The organism is Algoriphagus sp. TR-M9, from assembly GCF_027594545.1.
Classification (GTDB): Bacteria; Bacteroidota; Bacteroidia; order Cytophagales; family Cyclobacteriaceae; genus Algoriphagus; species Algoriphagus halophytocola.
In genome coordinates, this window is sequence record NZ_CP115160.1 from 3,429,747 (window position 1) to 3,446,431 (window position 16,685).

The 16,685-nt window shown below is 39.0% G+C and carries 14 protein-coding genes and 1 CRISPR repeat array; of the genes, 6 read left to right on the forward strand and 8 right to left on the reverse strand.

What is annotated here, in order from left to right; all coding sequences use genetic code 11:
• Positions 1 to 50: 50 nt before the first annotated feature.
• Together PBT90_RS14260 and PBT90_RS14265 are read right to left on the reverse strand one after the other, a co-directional pair.
• Complete coding sequence (locus tag PBT90_RS14260; protein WP_184492546.1) at positions 51 to 410, reverse strand: helix-turn-helix domain-containing protein; 360 nt, start codon at positions 408 to 410, stop codon at positions 51 to 53.
• Positions 411 to 413: 3 nt separating this feature from the next.
• Positions 414 to 710, reverse strand: a complete 297-nt coding sequence (locus PBT90_RS14265; RefSeq protein ID WP_264811262.1) for a type II toxin-antitoxin system HigB family toxin — start codon at positions 708 to 710, stop codon at positions 414 to 416.
• Positions 711 to 881: 171 nt separating this feature from the next.
• Here PBT90_RS14265 and PBT90_RS14270 point away from each other — a divergent pair, with 171 nt between their 5' ends.
• Positions 882 to 1,133 (forward strand): hypothetical protein, encoded by a 252-nt coding sequence (locus PBT90_RS14270; protein WP_320055356.1) that lies wholly within the window; start codon positions 882 to 884, stop codon positions 1,131 to 1,133.
• Between the two features lie 6 nt (positions 1,134 to 1,139).
• Positions 1,140 to 4,447: a CRISPR direct-repeat array (repeat unit 46 nt; unit sequence GTTGTGAATTGCTTTCAAATCAGTACTTTACTAGTAGAATCACAGC).
• A 108-nt stretch (positions 4,448 to 4,555) separates the two neighbouring features.
• Here the strand turns inward: PBT90_RS14270 and cas2 are convergent.
• The 5 genes from cas2 to PBT90_RS14295 form a co-directional block, all read right to left on the reverse strand.
• Complete coding sequence (gene cas2 / locus PBT90_RS14275; protein ID WP_264811263.1) at positions 4,556 to 4,903, reverse strand: CRISPR-associated endonuclease Cas2; 348 nt, start codon at positions 4,901 to 4,903, stop codon at positions 4,556 to 4,558.
• Complete coding sequence (gene cas1, locus PBT90_RS14280) at positions 4,896 to 5,789, reverse strand: type II CRISPR-associated endonuclease Cas1 (protein WP_264811264.1); 894 nt, start codon at positions 5,787 to 5,789, stop codon at positions 4,896 to 4,898. Before cas1 ends, cas2 begins: the two co-directional genes overlap by 8 nt.
• Positions 5,786 to 6,262 (reverse strand): nucleotidyltransferase, encoded by a 477-nt coding sequence (locus PBT90_RS14285; RefSeq protein ID WP_264811265.1) that lies wholly within the window; start codon positions 6,260 to 6,262, stop codon positions 5,786 to 5,788. The genes cas1 and PBT90_RS14285 overlap by 4 nt, the downstream gene beginning before the upstream one ends.
• Positions 6,259 to 10,971, reverse strand: a complete 4,713-nt coding sequence (gene cas9, locus PBT90_RS14290; RefSeq protein ID WP_264811266.1) for a type II CRISPR RNA-guided endonuclease Cas9 — start codon at positions 10,969 to 10,971, stop codon at positions 6,259 to 6,261. Before cas9 ends, PBT90_RS14285 begins: the two co-directional genes overlap by 4 nt.
• Positions 10,972 to 11,606: 635 nt before the next feature.
• Positions 11,607 to 12,011 carry a helix-turn-helix transcriptional regulator gene (locus PBT90_RS14295; protein WP_264811267.1) on the reverse strand — a complete coding sequence of 135 codons (405 nt, stop codon included), beginning with the start codon at positions 12,009 to 12,011 and terminating at the stop codon, positions 11,607 to 11,609.
• A 433-nt stretch (positions 12,012 to 12,444) separates the two neighbouring features.
• Here PBT90_RS14295 and PBT90_RS14300 point away from each other — a divergent pair, with 433 nt between their 5' ends.
• The 5 genes from PBT90_RS14300 to PBT90_RS14320 all read left to right on the forward strand — a co-directional run bounded on the left by PBT90_RS14300 (position 12,445) and on the right by PBT90_RS14320 (position 15,234).
• A complete protein-coding gene (locus PBT90_RS14300) occupies positions 12,445 to 12,705 on the forward strand; it encodes a hypothetical protein (protein WP_264811268.1) in 261 nt (86 codons plus the stop codon).
• 3 nt (positions 12,706 to 12,708) lie between these two features.
• The gene (locus PBT90_RS14305) at positions 12,709 to 12,987 is read left to right on the forward strand and encodes a hypothetical protein (protein ID WP_264811269.1); all 279 of its coding nucleotides are present in this window, start codon (positions 12,709 to 12,711) and stop codon (positions 12,985 to 12,987) included.
• Between the two features lie 81 nt (positions 12,988 to 13,068).
• Complete coding sequence (locus PBT90_RS14310; protein WP_264811270.1) at positions 13,069 to 13,305, forward strand: hypothetical protein; 237 nt, start codon at positions 13,069 to 13,071, stop codon at positions 13,303 to 13,305.
• 12 nt (positions 13,306 to 13,317) lie between these two features.
• Positions 13,318 to 14,292 carry a HEPN domain-containing protein gene (locus tag PBT90_RS14315; protein ID WP_270129769.1) on the forward strand — a complete coding sequence of 325 codons (975 nt, stop codon included), beginning with the start codon at positions 13,318 to 13,320 and terminating at the stop codon, positions 14,290 to 14,292.
• A 297-nt stretch (positions 14,293 to 14,589) separates the two neighbouring features.
• Positions 14,590 to 15,234, forward strand: coding sequence for a DUF6266 family protein (locus PBT90_RS14320; protein WP_270129770.1), 645 nt, complete (start codon positions 14,590 to 14,592; stop codon positions 15,232 to 15,234).
• Positions 15,235 to 15,388: 154 nt separating this feature from the next.
• Here the strand turns inward: PBT90_RS14320 and PBT90_RS14325 are convergent, their stop codons facing one another.
• Positions 15,389 to 16,555 carry a hypothetical protein gene (locus tag PBT90_RS14325; protein ID WP_270129771.1) on the reverse strand — a complete coding sequence of 389 codons (1,167 nt, stop codon included), beginning with the start codon at positions 16,553 to 16,555 and terminating at the stop codon, positions 15,389 to 15,391.
• Positions 16,556 to 16,685 lie beyond the last annotated feature (130 nt).

A 16,685-nucleotide genomic window follows, 5' to 3' on the forward strand; every position in this document is an offset into this window, starting at 1 on the left:
TTCATCTGGACTTGAAGAGCAGAAGAGCCGATGGATCTTTGCTCAGATTCTCAAACTCCCAGTACGATAGATGCTTCAATATCAAGCTTACGACTAATTTCTCTGGCAATTTTTAAAGTTGGCTCACTCTTCCCATTTAAATATTCGCTGATACGCGAAGTACTCACTCCCAAAAATTCTGATAAAGCTTTTTGAGTTAAACCACGTTCATTCATTCTCAATTTGATCGCTTCAGGTAGAGAAGGTGGCAAAACTGTAAAATGAGATTCTTCATAATCAGCAACCATATCCGAAAGTAGATTCAACTCCACAAATCCTTTCGCCTCTGGATTTTCAATATTATCAGCATCAGCAAGAAGTTCCTCGATCCTTCCCTGAATGGCTTTGTATTCTTTTTCTGATTTAATCATACCTCAAATGTTTTGGATGTCCTTGATTTTATCGTATTCGGCATGAGTTCCGATGAACCGGATATAAACTTTCTTTGCATTGAAGGAAATGATTGCAATCAGCCTATAGGAGTTTCCTTTAATATTGAAGACAAATCGATGGTTCCCAACGTAATCTACCGAGTTGAAATCCTTTTTGATGTCATTTAGAGATTCCCATTCTTTTTTGCTAGTCACGGTGTACCAAAAGCGAAGCGGAGTATCTGCATCGGCATGTTTCTCTGAAAACTCCTGAATCCGCTTAAAAGTAACAATCCTCATTTCCTTGAGAAATTCTATTTTATAGAACAAAGTTACGGATATTGTAATTCATTAGCTAATACAAAACTGGTCTTCAAGAGATTTTTAAATGTGGTACAATTTGTCAATTAGGTACTCACTTAAATTTTAAGCTTAAACCAAGTCCCACACTACCGCAGCTTTAAAATACTCATGAGTCATGATCCTTCCCATTTTGACGAACAGGCGAAAAACTTCTCCCAGTTCATCCATCTTATGCTAAGTGGGTTTACCCATGGAATGCAGTTTGGGATCGAGATTCCAGGGGTTATCAAATGGAGTCCGGCCTCCCTTCTCTACCCGAAATGGGCTGGACTGTATGAGGAACTTGGCCGCTACCTGCATATCAACCGTGGGGTTGGATTCTTGGTCTTTCCAGAGAAGGTGGGGATCTGGCCACCTTAAGAACGTGTTGTGAATTGCTTTCAAATCAGTACTTTACTAGTAGAATCACAGCAGCCCTGCGATTCGATAAGAACTACAAGTCGTTGTGAATTGCTTTCAAATCAGTACTTTACTAGTAGAATCACAGCTTTGTCCGCAATCTTTTGCGGGTCTTCAGGGTTGTGAATTGCTTTCAAATCAGTACTTTACTAGTAGAATCACAGCAATCGTCGAAAGACATAGCAGCAAAGGAGGGTTGTGAATTGCTTTCAAATCAGTACTTTACTAGTAGAATCACAGCCTGCCTCTTTTAATTTAGCCACAAGAATATGTTGTGAATTGCTTTCAAATCAGTACTTTACTAGTAGAATCACAGCGAAGTATTTTCGATAAGTACAACAAGTACAGTTGTGAATTGCTTTCAAATCAGTACTTTACTAGTAGAATCACAGCTTTGTCCGCAATCTTTTGCGGGTCTTCAGGGTTGTGAATTGCTTTCAAATCAGTACTTTACTAGTAGAATCACAGCGTTGAACCTTCAAATGCCCAAGTACCCACAGTTGTGAATTGCTTTCAAATCAGTACTTTACTAGTAGAATCACAGCAATCGTCGAAAGACATAGCAGCAAAGGAGGGTTGTGAATTGCTTTCAAATCAGTACTTTACTAGTAGAATCACAGCATTAAAGAAGCTGGGGAAGATATCAAACCTGTTGTGAATTGCTTTCAAATCAGTACTTTACTAGTAGAATCACAGCACGGATGGCCCTTGCAGTACGCTGACCACCGTTGTGAATTGCTTTCAAATCAGTACTTTACTAGTAGAATCACAGCTACTACTGAGATGCAATCAGGTGCAATATCGTTGTGAATTGCTTTCAAATCAGTACTTTACTAGTAGAATCACAGCAGAAATCATCACAGAATACCAGGCTAAAATGTTGTGAATTGCTTTCAAATCAGTACTTTACTAGTAGAATCACAGCTCACAGAGAAGAACTTCTACGACTTCTCAGGTTGTGAATTGCTTTCAAATCAGTACTTTACTAGTAGAATCACAGCGATTGTTTGTTTACCCTATTCCCTACCTCGGTTGTGAATTGCTTTCAAATCAGTACTTTACTAGTAGAATCACAGCCGGCAAAGTGAAAAAGTACCGCCCCGAACTGTTGTGAATTGCTTTCAAATCAGTACTTTACTAGTAGAATCACAGCAGAGTGGATAATGACCGGGTATCAATACTGTTGTGAATTGCTTTCAAATCAGTACTTTACTAGTAGAATCACAGCGGAAGTAAATTGGAAAGAGTCTCCTATGGCGTTGTGAATTGCTTTCAAATCAGTACTTTACTAGTAGAATCACAGCTGAGGCAGCTCTTGCAGTACTATCCGAGGAGTTGTGAATTGCTTTCAAATCAGTACTTTACTAGTAGAATCACAGCATCTTTACCTTTTTTAACCGGCTCAATATGTTGTGAATTGCTTTCAAATCAGTACTTTACTAGTAGAATCACAGCCCATACTCCTTAGACTTCAGAAGCTTGTTAGTTGTGAATTGCTTTCAAATCAGTACTTTACTAGTAGAATCACAGCAGAAAACCATCACCATAGATGCGGCTAAGGGTTGTGAATTGCTTTCAAATCAGTACTTTACTAGTAGAATCACAGCCGATTGGATCAACTTCGCCAAGAATATCTGTTGTGAATTGCTTTCAAATCAGTACTTTACTAGTAGAATCACAGCTAACTGGAAAGAATACTCATCCCCAGCTGGGTTGTGAATTGCTTTCAAATCAGTACTTTACTAGTAGAATCACAGCGGATTGCAAAAAGATCAATAGTACTTCAGTGTTGTGAATTGCTTTCAAATCAGTACTTTACTAGTAGAATCACAGCCCTGCCTAACGGAATCAAAGAACGAATCGAGTTGTGAATTGCTTTCAAATCAGTACTTTACTAGTAGAATCACAGCTAGAGATGGGAAAGGGTGATTCTTGGATATGTTGTGAATTGCTTTCAAATCAGTACTTTACTAGTAGAATCACAGCTTATACCTATTTGATTTCAGGTAATCCAAGTTGTGAATTGCTTTCAAATCAGTACTTTACTAGTAGAATCACAGCCTTTTCTCATATTGCGCATCTGTCTCACCCGTTGTGAATTGCTTTCAAATCAGTACTTTACTAGTAGAATCACAGCAGTAATCTATATACACCGGAATAGAAAAGTGTTGTGAATTGCTTTCAAATCAGTACTTTACTAGTAGAATCACAGCTTTAGGCTTCGTCCCTGACTCAGTACGCGGGTTGTGAATTGCTTTCAAATCAGTACTTTACTAGTAGAATCACAGCCAGTAGTCATAATAGCCGCCGCTCTTACGTGTTGTGAATTGCTTTCAAATCAGTACTTTACTAGTAGAATCACAGCAACTTGCTGAAATATAGATAGTTAGTATATGTTGTGAATTGCTTTCAAATCAGTACTTTACTAGTAGAATCACAGCGACAGGAAGAAGCAATAGTAGCGGCAAGGGGTTGTGAATTGCTTTCAAATCAGTACTTTACTAGTAGAATCACAGCCAGGTTCGCGCGTGGATGGCTAACTACTTCGTTGTGAATTGCTTTCAAATCAGTACTTTACTAGTAGAATCACAGCGATAATATTCAGATTAGATGCTTGGTGTTGTTGTGAATTGCTTTCAAATCAGTACTTTACTAGTAGAATCACAGCATCCACAGGCATTTGAAAAGTATTTACAGGGTTGTGAATTGCTTTCAAATCAGTACTTTACTAGTAGAATCACAGCACGAGAAAGAATATGGAAAGAGCTAAAGCTGTTGTGAATTGCTTTCAAATCAGTACTTTACTAGTAGAATCACAGCTAGATACTTGGTACAGGACGCTACTAAAAAGTTGTGAATTGCTTTCAAATCAGTACTTTACTAGTAGAATCACAGCGTAAGTCTTTTCGTTGATCGTCTTGTAGTGTTGTGAATTGCTTTCAAATCAGTACTTTACTAGTAGAATCACAGCTCTGGGGCGGATTCTTCACACCCTTGATCGGTTGTGAATTGCTTTCAAATCAGTACTTTACTAGTAGAATCACAGCTGAATCAACTTATCTTGGTTTTCGATTTCCGTTGTGAATTGCTTTCAAATCAGTACTTTACTAGTAGAATCACAGCGGCGCGGACAAGGTTTTGCATTTGCTTTTCGTTGTGAATTGCTTTCAAATCAGTACTTTACTAGTAGAATCACAGCTTGAGGTAAAAATCAATCCTGAAAGATCTAGTTGTGAATTGCTTTCAAATCAGTACTTTACTAGTAGAATCACAGCATACCCCACGATAAGTGGCTGGTATGCTGTTTTTTACATCCAAATTTTGAATATAAAAAAATGGACCAGGTTTTGAATTAGAGTCAGTTGCCCTTCGGTTTTAATGATTCAAAAAAGCTCCAATTGCTGGCTTGGCTTTTCCTGCTCCACCACTTTTTTTCCGTAAAAAATCTCCATCATCCCAAATTGCTTATCTGTAATTGACATAATTCCTACTTTGCCCTTAGGTGGCAAGTTTATTTTGGTACGCTTGATGTGGACGTCGGCATTTTCCCTGCTGGCGCAAAACCTGGTATAAATGGAAAACTGGAACATGGAAAAACCATCATCCAATAGTTTCTTACGAAAAGAGCTGGCGATTTTCCGGTCCTTTTTCGTCTCGGTGGGCAGGTCAAAAAATACTAACACCCACAAAGTCCTGTATTGGTTAAGTCTGGAGAAAAATTTTTCATCCATAGTCGGGGTAAACAATTTTTCTTCTGATCCCTGCAAAACACTCAAATAAGGAGGAACTTGTTCTGCTGGCGGCCACCATCAATGGGCTTTTCTGCCCATCAATTATTACGTCCAGTGCTGGAATAGCCAATAGTTCCTTCTTTAAGTCAGTGGTAATTTCCTCAATTTGATCGTTATTTTCCACGATAAAAGCCACTACCAAATCCACATAAGGACGGTAAGGCTCCATAATGTCATCTGCCAGACAATAAGCATTATATTTATTCCGGTGCCAGATCCCCACACCCGGTAGCATTCCGGATGAAACCAATGCCCTAGCGATCACTGCACGGAGTATTGCATAGCCATAGTTAAGCAGGTTATTGGGAGGAATCCCGTTTTGTCCCCTATTGAAATCCGGAAAATCAAACAGTGACTGCCAATAAATCGCTGCTGCCTGGGCTTCATTATTTCCTGAATCCCCGGAACTGACATTTTTATAGAGATACTCCATTCGCTTGGATTCCTTCCCCTTTTCCTTCAGCAAGCAATACTGGTTTTTGATCTTTGCCGACACAGTTTGCTGCCAAAGATTCTTTTTGAGCGGTTGGGAAGCTTCCAACTGGTAGCGTACCCGCTCGGTCTGTTCGGTATGGCCCTGCATGGGTAAGAGAAGACCATCGGGCAAATGCTGTGCATTGCAAGATACCACCGCCACTTTTCTGTCAGTGAGCTTGCATAAAAGACCATTGGTAATGGTGATCTGCTGGTTTTCTAAAACAAGCATTCCTATATCCTCAATGGGGACTGTCCGGTCTGGCTTATCGTCAGGAAAACTCACTAAGAGCTGTTCATTTTTGGTGCTCAGGTAGGCTGGGTTACCGAAGAAAAGGGTACGTTTGATCATTTCTTTTTTCGGATATCAGAGATTTTTTTCAAATACTCTACATCGGCTTGATCCTTCAAGCGATTCGCAAATAATTTGCTGACAATTAAGTCATTGAGTCGTAAAAAGGGAATTTTATAGGCATCCAATTCCAAAAACACGCGATTCTCAAAAGCAGAGTCAAAGTCAAGCCCTTGTACTTTGCTTAGAAAATCAATTCGTTCCGGTTCCATGCCGATATGAAATACCACTACTTCCCTAAAATCCAATTTTTCCAAAGCCTGAATACTTTCCTCATCAAATTCCATTTTTCTGAAAGTATCCAGAAGTTTGCCCTTGTTATGTTCATTAGGCCGAATCCAGATATCCAAATCTCCTGTAGTACGGACATATCCATGGAATATAACCGCGTAACCTCCAATCAACAAAAATTCAACTTGGTTATCAATCAGGGCAAAAACCATTTCCTGATGGGCTGGATGGGTGAAGTTCATCGATCTAGAATAATTTTCTTACCCTTCCAGTTGGGATCCACAAATTCGTAAAAGCGATTCATCAATTCTGCAAAATCCCTGAACCGCTGATTGGGATTCTGCATCGCCCAATAGCTCAATTGGGAGTTGCCAGAATCCTCCAAGGATTTTGAGATTTGGATCTTTTTTTCTGTTTTATATGCTGCCATAGGTTCATTTAATACTGGATTTCCATTTCCTGGGTTTCCATCGGGATCAGTTGGCTTATTGGGAAAAATGATATTTCCCAGTCGATCAACAAGCAATTTGATGCAAATCGCCTTTTCACCGATAAACTCAATTTTATTTAGTTGAGTATATTCGACCTTATTCGCGATTGATTTAGCAGTGGACATTGGAACCGCATAAAGCCTAGCTCCAGTAAAACTCACGATTTTATAAATCCTTGCTATTTGATCTTTATCCGAAGAATTAATAGTTCTAACTCCTCCATTTTCAAGTTCCTCATCAGAAGGAACATAAACCAAATCATTTGGTGAAAGGGTAAATAGCAAAGCCCCTAATTCCGGTTTAGGTTGGATTGGAGTCCGTTGTGCTTTAGGCATATGAGCAACTTGCTTTTGATGAGCAATTACTTCATTAAGAGGCACAGTTTCGAAATTCCTTTTCTGTTTACCTTTATCCCAATAGACTGCAAAAAACAAATTCGTCCCTTTTGCAGCCTCGACGTATTTAGATGTCTTGTTCCCCCTTTCTCCGACTAGAAACTTGGAGCCAACCTCAAACATTTTCACCTTGAAGATTGGCTGGTGGCACTTACCGTTATTCAACTCTCGGATATTCTTGTTCAAATCTTCTATGCCTTCAGAACTGAATGCACGCTCATAATCTGGTTTATCCTCCCCAGTCCGATATTTTGCCAGATGATTTGGCAGAATAACTTCTCTTATTCTTTCATCAGTGACCTTTGCCAAATGTTTATCTGTTTTGATTTCAGACAATGAAGTCCTTACAGCAGTAGCAATCTTGCCTTTAGGCGTATCTATTCTATAAATACCCGAAACAGTCTCTTTGTGTAGTGGCTTTCTTATTGCCCAATTATCACCTTTAGTTTGCTTTCTCAATTTTTTCTTCGGCTTGCCATTTGAATCCAAATTCAACTCCCCTTCCTCATTTCGGTAGGACCAGAATTTATTATTTGCCTTATTGATCACACGAAGGTTTTGCTTAAAACTAATGATGGTTTTCTCCAAGGCATCTTTGGTTTCTATCGTAAAATCTGGCCAAGGCATCAAGAATGTCTTGGTATAGTGCCCGTATTCATTTTTTATTAAAAGTTTATCTTTCAAGCCGAAATTCTCTTTTTCAGCATTCAAGGCACTTAGATAGTGGGTATGATTTCTTGTTGTACATGCAACTACCAATGCATCCAAAGCATGATGTCTATGATCAATACGTTTCACATTAAACCCTTTATTAAACTCCTCCGGAACCTGAATCCTGAAAGCATTGATCCTGGAGTCCCAGTTGCCAAAGTCTTCGCTTTGGGTCAATTCATTTAGCCTTTTAAATCGCGGTGCCACTATTTCATTCCATTTGTCATGCAAGCCCCAATCTTGCTTTAACTTAGAAGTGATAGTTCCTATTACAGGCACTAAGTTTTTCGAAGTGGCTTCACGTTCTCCATCCTCTCTCACAAGGTTACTTAATAAGCCCTTGACCAGACTGCTGATATATCTACTGTCATTCATCTGGCGATTGATAAAGCCTTCTGGAATTTCAAGACTCAATAGATTTTTCAGCTTAGCTCTGTTGGTTCTGAAATACCTATTGACATGATTTTCATATTGGTCTAAACTTAACAATTGGTGGCCACCGACTATACTGCCACCTTTGTTATTGAAATACTCAAAAGCTGTTTGATTGTCCTTGTCTGAATTTACAGCACTTTCACAAATGATTTTGTTGGTCAAGGAATTGTCAAAATAGCGCGACCTGGGAATTATATGCTCTACCTCATATTCGTGTGTAAACAACTTGGTAAGTGGGATAGTCTTTCCAGTATAGGGAGAGATATAACCTTGATCTAGCCAAAGTCTGTACCTTTGTATTTCCCTTTGGCTAGGAGTGATGTTTCTCCGAATTTTTGAGATTTCGTCTTCGCTTACTTTATCGTACTTTACATCCGGACTTGAGTAAACACCCTCTTCATATAACTTCAATAGTTCTTGATGACTAGGAGAAAAAAACCTTATGTCTCCCCTTACTTCCGGATCATCCATCATTTCTTTCAATAGTTCTTTGATCCGATGGTTGGTGTTTTCATTCTCTGCATTCCTTTTGGCGATTTCTTCTCGCTTTTTAGCTGGGTTCTTCATTTCCCTACCCAATTCCACATGAATTTCATCGAAGAAATGACCCGCTCCATTGCCATAATATTTCCATATATCCCGAACTACCCGTAGCGTTTCGGTCACTATTTGTTCCACGATAGGGTTCCTCAATGAATGCTGTTTGAACTCTTTAAGGTATCTATCTATATCATCAGGACTTTTCCATTGTTGTACTTCACCTATTTCTGAATGTCTTTCATAAACCAAGTAAGCAGCTTGAAAAGTGTTCAGCCCTTTAAGAGGATTTTTGCCTTTGAGTGGAACAAAACTTTTGACCAATTGCTTTGTGATATCATCATCACTCACCTTAGCCAAAGCTTCTTTATTATCTCTATCGGATGATTCTTTGTTTATCGGCAATGCGTTCACTCTTTCCATGATAGAATCGGCTCGTTCTCTGACAGCTTGAGGAATTATGTCTTGGCTCCAATACCTCCCCATTCGCATCAGAGGCACGAGTTTTAGCAATGCCTTTTTGGAATAACTTCCATATTCGCTATCGAATGGAGGAAACTTAATGAAGTTTTCCAGAAACGATTCTTGATCAATCTCATGCTTGCAGGCAAATTTTGTCAAGGCCTTTTTATATTCTTCTATATCGGAAACCGAATAGATAATATGCCATAGCTGCTCTTCTCGACTCAGTAAGGCATTGCCATTTGATGTCTTTTCTGCAAGAAATCTGGCAGGCTCCTCCAATCCTACTACTTTTTCTAGACGGTTGACAAACTGAACTCTCGTCTCAGCCATTGGATACTTTTTGGACTCCTTCTTCTGATCGTCATAGACGTAATTCCATCTATACTTATCTTTCTGGCTTTTTTCGATCAATTTCTTTTTGACGAAAAAGTCGATTAACTGTTTAGATTCAATCGTTTGCTTTGTATTCAAAAACTCGAAAAGATCCACGAAAGCATCCTCATTAGGCAATAGATGTGTGGTTACATCTTCCAGTTTTCCGTTTTCAATTTTTTCAGAATTGAAAATCCTCAAATTCTGGATCCATTGCCACAACCTGAATTCTTGATAAAGAGGATGAGACTTTGAAATAACGGGAATAGGCTCAATCTTTCTCTCTATCCTACCTGTCTCGGAGTTTTTCTTTTGAAAAGCTCTCGACTCAAACTGACAACCCGAAATATTAGATTTTTGGCTTTTGAGAGGTCTTTGATAAAAAATAATATCCTCTAAAAACAAATGCTCAAAACCTTCCCCTCTCAACCTATTTTGATGACCTTCATTTCTAGGATATAGCTCTTCGATACATTCCTGATACAGTTTAACCGAAAATAGCGCAGGTTGCAATTCAATCTGCTTGGATAATATCTTTCCGAGCTCAGACTTATAAAATTTTCTCTCGACTGTTTTGACCAGTTTTCCCCTTATCTTTTGCTTAGGATCCCGCAAAAGTGTATCATAAATATATTCACCAACTGTCTTTCCAGACTGTTCAATATCCTGCTCTGTCTTAGCTTTGATGGCTATCCAGTCCTTTTCTGAATCTACCGATTTATAGGAATACTTAGTTTCGCCACTTTTCAATGTCGAAATAGTCACAATAAACTCTTTGGACCTCCCTACCCAATCTTCTATCTTGGTGATCTGTCGATCATATGGCCACCCATTTTCAAAAACAACATCGTAAAGAATCTTTCCTTTGACTTTTTCACCCGAATCCAAAACCGATTTGACTTTCAGAACGACAAACCTCCTGTCTCTCTTCTCTTCTACTTCTTCCCCCCTCAATTGATAATAACCCCTCTTCTGATTAAAATTAAGAATCAGCCATGCGAACTCCTCTTTGCTGATTTTCTCTCGAAGAGCTTTCTTTCTTAAATAATATATAGTCCAATCATAGGGAATTTTGGTTTCCTCTCCGTTGGACTTTGTATAGAATAACTCTGGTCGCGCATTTTGAAACTCCTCGACCATTTCATGAAAGGAATTCATAAAAAGAAAATCATTTTTCCCTAATTCATTCCTCCTGTAATTCAGTTTAACCTCAGTCTCGTTCTTAAACTGACCCAACTTCTTTTGAAAATCGATGCCATCAGCATAGTGTTCTGGTAAAAATCCCAAAACATTCAATACTCGGTGTAGCCTATCTCTCCTTAAATTGTCTCGCTCATATAACCTTCGAATCCCCCTATATCCTGTTCTTTCAGCAGTTTGCGAAAAAGATTGGCCGGCATCAAATTTACCCAACACATCCTGCCCCATGGGTATTATCCTTACACCCATCCCATCTATCTTACCTTCCTTCTTTTCAAAATCCTGCGAAATCAAGCTCCATCCAATCGAATTAGTCCCCAAATCCAGTCCTAAAATCTTTTTCATATTATTTTGAAAGTCTATTGTTTCTACTTACTTTGAGTAACTGATTTAAAAGCAATTCACAATAAGGATTATTCCGTTGTGAAAACATGTAGTGCCTCGGCTATCTCCGGGGCTTTTCTTTTTAATCCCATTATTTTCTCTCCAAATCAAGAATTTCTGACAGCTTTTCGCCTTGGATTTCAAACATAAATTATCCGGACAAGTCACTGAAGCAGCTCCTACCACTAAAGTTTCTAGTAACCTGAAGAAAGTTGATTATTTCCAAAACCTTAGTGGCTGAATGCAAGAAAAGGAATAAAAAGACATGAAAACATACCCTGTACAGGGTATTTTGTTGGAAAATAATAGGTATTTCAAAGAAATTACGATGCTTTTCAGACTATTGGCAGAATTTTCTGAACCCCATTTTGTCAAGTTGAAATCAAAAAGTTCCTTATCGCCATTACTGATTTTAGGCAAAATTTCATTTCGACTGGCTGGCTGAGATTTGAAATACCAGCCCCGGATGAATGATAAATCCAGGTGTCTATTTGAACATTGCTATGAATTGATTTTCGAATGTATAAAACACCCTACATCGGGCACTTTTTTTTCTAAAAGTCTTTGCTCACTGACATCTCAATAAGACCAATTACTTACTTCTCCAACATCCTCTTCATAATCTCAACCTTCTCCCGCTCCGATTCCAACAGCCGCTCGTAGAGCTTTTTGTTTTCTTCAAGTGCTTCTACCCATTTGTCGATTGGATTAAAATTTAAAGAACATTGATTATTTATAGATCCTGCATTATCATGAAGAGTACTCGAAATAATGTTTATGGCATGCTCTTCTGAAAAACTCTTAATCGCCTCCGCAGGTACTTTTAAGATCTCGGCCACCTGCCTCAGCAGGTCCTCCTCCACTTCTTCCTTTTGCTCCAGTAAACTGACCTTCTTCTGAGACCAGTCCTCCCCCAGTTCAAAAGCCAAGGCCTCTTGCTTGATGCCCATCATTTCCCTGAATCTCTTGATATTTCTGCCGTGGTGGATCTTCTCGTTCATAGTCTGCTAAGTGTATTGGAAAATAGAAAATTCTATTCTAAGTCCTCTAACTAAATTATTCCATTTCTGGGAATGGAACAAGGATATCGCCGGAATGATTAAAAAATCCTGACAAAATATGTCGTATGGGTACCAATTCTAAATGATATCGGCCTTGCCTACGCCATTTTTGAAATCCTATCAAAACCCATATTCCAGCTATTGAAATGACCGGCTAGCGCATCGCTCATGCCTACGGCATTATTCCCACCATATCATTTATCAGTCCCAAAGGGACGGAAGATATAATTTGTCGAATTCTATCGGTTACCTGCGTCCTTTTTGCCTGGGCATGAATATTTTATCCCAACCCCCTTTCTAAACTATCCCTTTTCGGAATACCCTATCCCAAGGCTATTCATCAATTTGAAACCATCACAAAATAAAAAACCAAATGGAACTCAACTTGCACCTTCATCTCTCCGACATCTACTACTCCCCTATTTCATTGGGAGAATCTATTTCCTCTATTCTTCAATCAAACCCATCCCTAACCTTGGAATATTTGCTACAGGCACTCGAAATCAACCGGGCACTGATTGCAGCGATGAATAAAGACTGGGCCTCAGAATCTGAAATGTACAGCACTGTTCAGGCTTTGGTCAACAAACAGAAAGAACTGGAATATCAAGTCAGTCAATTACTCAATCCCTAAACTATGGAAAACACTTTTAGCACCTGCCGGAAAGCCTTCTGCTGCAGCAATCAGCACCAGGCATTTGTCACCTTAAAAGAACTCTTTCAGAATATTGGAGACATTACACACTGGATCAGAAAAATAGAGGAGATACAATGGGCCGTATTCAACCATGAAATTGACTTTGAAAAGTCACCCCCTGACTCCATGATCTATTCTGGCCAACTCATCCTAAAAATCATTTATTCTGGAATTCATTTACAGGAATTCCCAGAGATAAAAAAGCATGACCTATCCTGAGAGCACATAGCTGATGGCTGGACAGAAAGTTTGTTTAGAAAGCAATCTGGAATATTAACGATACCTCAATTACTGAAGCATTTGCCCAGGACGCTTTCTGTAGAAGAGGTTTTAAACCCATCTGATTTTCTTCGAAAGTTTTACCTCAAACACTCACTTAAAAAATGGATCAGACGCTGGAATCAGTTCCGGGAGATGGCCTTTTATAGCTATTCCATCTTTGATGGAGACGAAGGTGAATACCTAGAAGACTTCAACTACTTTCTCAAACTGACAGAGGCTTGTTATTTGATCCATTCAAGGTATTCTCCCATTTAAAACCACTGACATATGTTCCAACTTAATTTCAAACACAGCCCCGAAGAAATTTTTGATTCCTATTATGAGGAAGATATCAATGCCTACCTCTGGGAAATGCATCAAAGCTGGTTGCTGGAGATAGCAAAGAAGGATCTTACAGATCTGGAAATCAGCAGTAGGCTTTTCTTTTTTGAATTGCTCATCACACAAGTAAACAAGCAAATGGAGCTGTTTCACGCCAGATTCAATCGCTCCATGAATGAAAAAAACCAAGAGCTCTGCAAGGCATTGGAATTACTCATCCAACCCAAAGCCATTTATTGGAAAAAAGGGAATGATTTTGCGGACTTCTATTTACTCCTGCCTAATCTATCACCGGATCAGCACGACGAGGTAGAAAAGACCATGGGCTTTCTTTGTAGTTCCTCCTCTGAATTTCACATCCATAGCATTGCCTACAGCTATCTGTCCAAACAACTCGAAGAAGGGACTCCATACTTTTGGAAAGAGTTTTCCCAAACCCAGCCAGTCTATCAATCGGCGGATTTTAAAGGCCTTCCCGAACTTTCAAAAAGGACCTGGACAGAGATCCAAAAAAAAGCTCTGATACGCTATGATTCAGGGATGAAGAAAGCAGAGGAATTGATGAAGCAAGCTCAGTCCTGTAAGACAGAAATGAAAGTATTTTTATTGCACCAGGCAGCCGAGCTCTCCCTACGAACTATCCTACAGGCTTGGGAAATGCAGGAAAAGAAAACACATGAAATCCGGGTCTTACTCCGCTATGCCGGTAAATATATCCCAGAGCTTACAGAATTGTTTCAGTCTGAGGAAGAGTTAACCTTCTTAAGTCTTCTTGATAAGTCCTATTCTCAATCCAGATACAAACCCCAATTCAATTGCTGCACATCTGCCACAGAAAAGATAAATGCAATGGTGGGGCAGATCCTAAACCTATGCTTATTGGAAAGAGAGAAGTTGAGCAATGAGCTTCTTGCAAATTGAATTCTCGTATTCAAAACCCCAATTCAAGCTTCAAAAGCTGGAGTATAGAATGCTTTTCCACGGGCTGTAGCGTTAGTTCACAATTAGCTAAAGGCTTATAAAAAAGTTGACAGAAGTAAAAGTTTATACAGGGTTTATCCAAGGTTAATACAAGTATTAAACAGATTTTATACAAAAAATTTATGAATAAACACTGAACAATACCAGCTAAAACATTGACCATTAGATGCTTTACCATTTGCTTTTTTAAATGATTTAGCTAAATTGGATGTAGTTTTACTTCATATTCTAACAACTATGGCTACTCTTTCAGATACAAGCGTAATCCAGCCTCAAGGAAAAGTGGGCGGTTTTACTTTCTACAAGCTCAATGGGAAGATCATTATGAGAAGTTTGCCTAGGGCTCCACATAAGAACGGAACTAACCCTACACCATTGCAGAAAGTGTATCAAAACCGACTGGCAGAAGTCAATGACTATCTCCGTCCGCTTTCAAGGGTTCTGGATTTTGGATACCAGAACTATCTTGATCAAAAGACAGGGATGAATTGGGCTCACACCAATGTATCCACCAAAGGATATAATCATAAAGCTAATCCTAGAATCAATCCTGCCTTTTTACAAATAAGCAGGGGAAGTTTATTGGGAGCAGAATCTCCATTGGCTTTCCGAACCGAGGAGGGTATTTCAATATCCTGGAAGGACAATTCACTAGAGGGCAATGCCAGTGAAGGAGACAGTGTCATGATCCTTTTAAACCAACCGGAGTTGCAAAAGCATATATGGATTAAAGAGGCAGGAAGAAGAAATGAGCTACAAGCCTTGGTACAACTTGATGCTGTAGATTCGGAAAATGAATGGGAAGTATACTTGGCTTTTCATAGACCTCTGAATACCAAAAAAATTATAATCTCTGATTCTATTTACCTGGGAAGAGTATAGGAGTGTTGTGCATCCCGCTATTCAGGAATCGACATCTGATAACCTTTGAGGTTTTTAAAACCTCGAAGGTTTTAAATCTTTAGAATGAGCTTCAAGATTGCATCCGCGATATTCATTGGGATTCGAAGAGCTTAGGAACAGGGAAAGAATTCTGCTACTCCATTTCCCTCAGCTCATAAATATAATAGCACTGATAATCCTTCTCAAACTCATGAAGTTCGGCTTGATCTCCGTATTGTAAATACCTATTTGGCCCCACATTTAACTTAAGACTTCCCGGCAATGTCCACTCGATCTCTTTCCCTAGTAATTTTCCATTCCTAATTAAAAAGTAAAATCTCTTTTTGGTATGAATTAATTTCTCGCCATCCTTTTTGCCTGCATTTAAAGCTGCCAAATCCAAATCGTCCCCGGTTTGGTATCCAACTAAGACCTCATCCCCATTTCCCATCATTTCATCAAAAGCCCCTCCCAGCCTGACATTTTCAGACCTATACTCTTTTACGCTAGTAAAGGAAGCCTCTTCCATGGGAATATCTTTGATAACATCAGGCTGTATTCTTTTCAGCTGGATTTGATTTACCACTTTGAAATTTTGATTTGGGTCTAGTTGATACAAGGTGGTATCACCGCGTAAAATGGTGGAAATGTACTTCGATTGAAGGTCAGAAAAATAGACCGGTTTATCCATAAAAGGATAAAACCTACCCGAACGAAATTTCCCATTTTCATTCAACTTTCCTCCTTTTGAAACAGACCCAGTACGAACATCCAGCAAATGAACCATGTTAAGGGTATCATAATAATCCAAAGGATAAGGCTGGTAATAGCCATCATTTAGATTTGCGATAGCACTTAACTCACCATTTGAAGATTTAAAAGTGCTGAGATTATCCAAGGAGAAATGAACCAATTTCACTCTCGGGTTTTGCTCAAATGGAAATTTCCTCAATTGCTTGAAGTCAAGATCATAGACAAAAGCCTTTCCATCTGAGACAAACATAATCTCATCCCCAACAAACCCTGCTCTGAGTAGAACCATCCCAAATGCGTCTGGCCCTTCGGACAGCTTATTTTCTGCTACTATTTCCCCATTTTTATCCAGGAGCATGTAATGTCCTTCCATGCTCATCTGCTTCACGATCAGGTACAATTCTTTTTCATGATGATAGTCAAGAATCCGAACTGTCTCCAGAATATCCGTGACGAGTGAATCTACCTTCACGAATTCAAATTCCCGGTTTTCATCGGATTTCAATGTCTTTACTCCACATGAAAAAATTATGAATAAAAGACCTATAGAAAAGAATTTAAACTTCATACAATTGTATTTTTAGCTAATCTATTAAATTTTCGTAACAAAGCAAGTCAACATAAAAAAACCTCCCCCAATCCTGATTAGCAAGATTGAAAGAGGTTTTGTTTTAGACTGCTTCGTACCTCGCTGTGAC

What these genes read in the sequence shown, in the direction of transcription:
- cas1 (WP_264811264.1), bottom strand. Translation starts at nt 5,789, where the DNA reads ATGATCAAACGTACCCTTTTCTTCGGTAACCCAGCCTACCTGAGCACC.
- PBT90_RS14320 (WP_270129770.1), top strand. Translation starts at nt 14,590, where the DNA reads ATGGCTACTCTTTCAGATACAAGCGTAATCCAGCCTCAAGGAAAAGTG.
- cas9 (WP_264811266.1), bottom strand. Translation starts at nt 10,971, where the DNA reads ATGAAAAAGATTTTAGGACTGGATTTGGGGACTAATTCGATTGGATGG.
- PBT90_RS14295 (WP_264811267.1), bottom strand. Translation starts at nt 12,011, where the DNA reads ATGAACGAGAAGATCCACCACGGCAGAAATATCAAGAGATTCAGGGAA.
- PBT90_RS14325 (WP_270129771.1), bottom strand. Translation starts at nt 16,555, where the DNA reads ATGAAGTTTAAATTCTTTTCTATAGGTCTTTTATTCATAATTTTTTCA.
- PBT90_RS14305 (WP_264811269.1), top strand. Translation starts at nt 12,709, where the DNA reads ATGGAAAACACTTTTAGCACCTGCCGGAAAGCCTTCTGCTGCAGCAAT.
- PBT90_RS14260 (WP_184492546.1), bottom strand. Translation starts at nt 410, where the DNA reads ATGATTAAATCAGAAAAAGAATACAAAGCCATTCAGGGAAGGATCGAG.
- PBT90_RS14270 (WP_320055356.1), top strand. Translation starts at nt 882, where the DNA reads ATGAGTCATGATCCTTCCCATTTTGACGAACAGGCGAAAAACTTCTCC.
- cas2 (WP_264811263.1), bottom strand. Translation starts at nt 4,903, where the DNA reads ATGGATGAAAAATTTTTCTCCAGACTTAACCAATACAGGACTTTGTGG.
- PBT90_RS14315 (WP_270129769.1), top strand. Translation starts at nt 13,318, where the DNA reads ATGTTCCAACTTAATTTCAAACACAGCCCCGAAGAAATTTTTGATTCC.
- PBT90_RS14265 (WP_264811262.1), bottom strand. Translation starts at nt 710, where the DNA reads ATGAGGATTGTTACTTTTAAGCGGATTCAGGAGTTTTCAGAGAAACAT.
- PBT90_RS14285 (WP_264811265.1), bottom strand. Translation starts at nt 6,262, where the DNA reads ATGAACTTCACCCATCCAGCCCATCAGGAAATGGTTTTTGCCCTGATT.
- PBT90_RS14300 (WP_264811268.1), top strand. Translation starts at nt 12,445, where the DNA reads ATGGAACTCAACTTGCACCTTCATCTCTCCGACATCTACTACTCCCCT.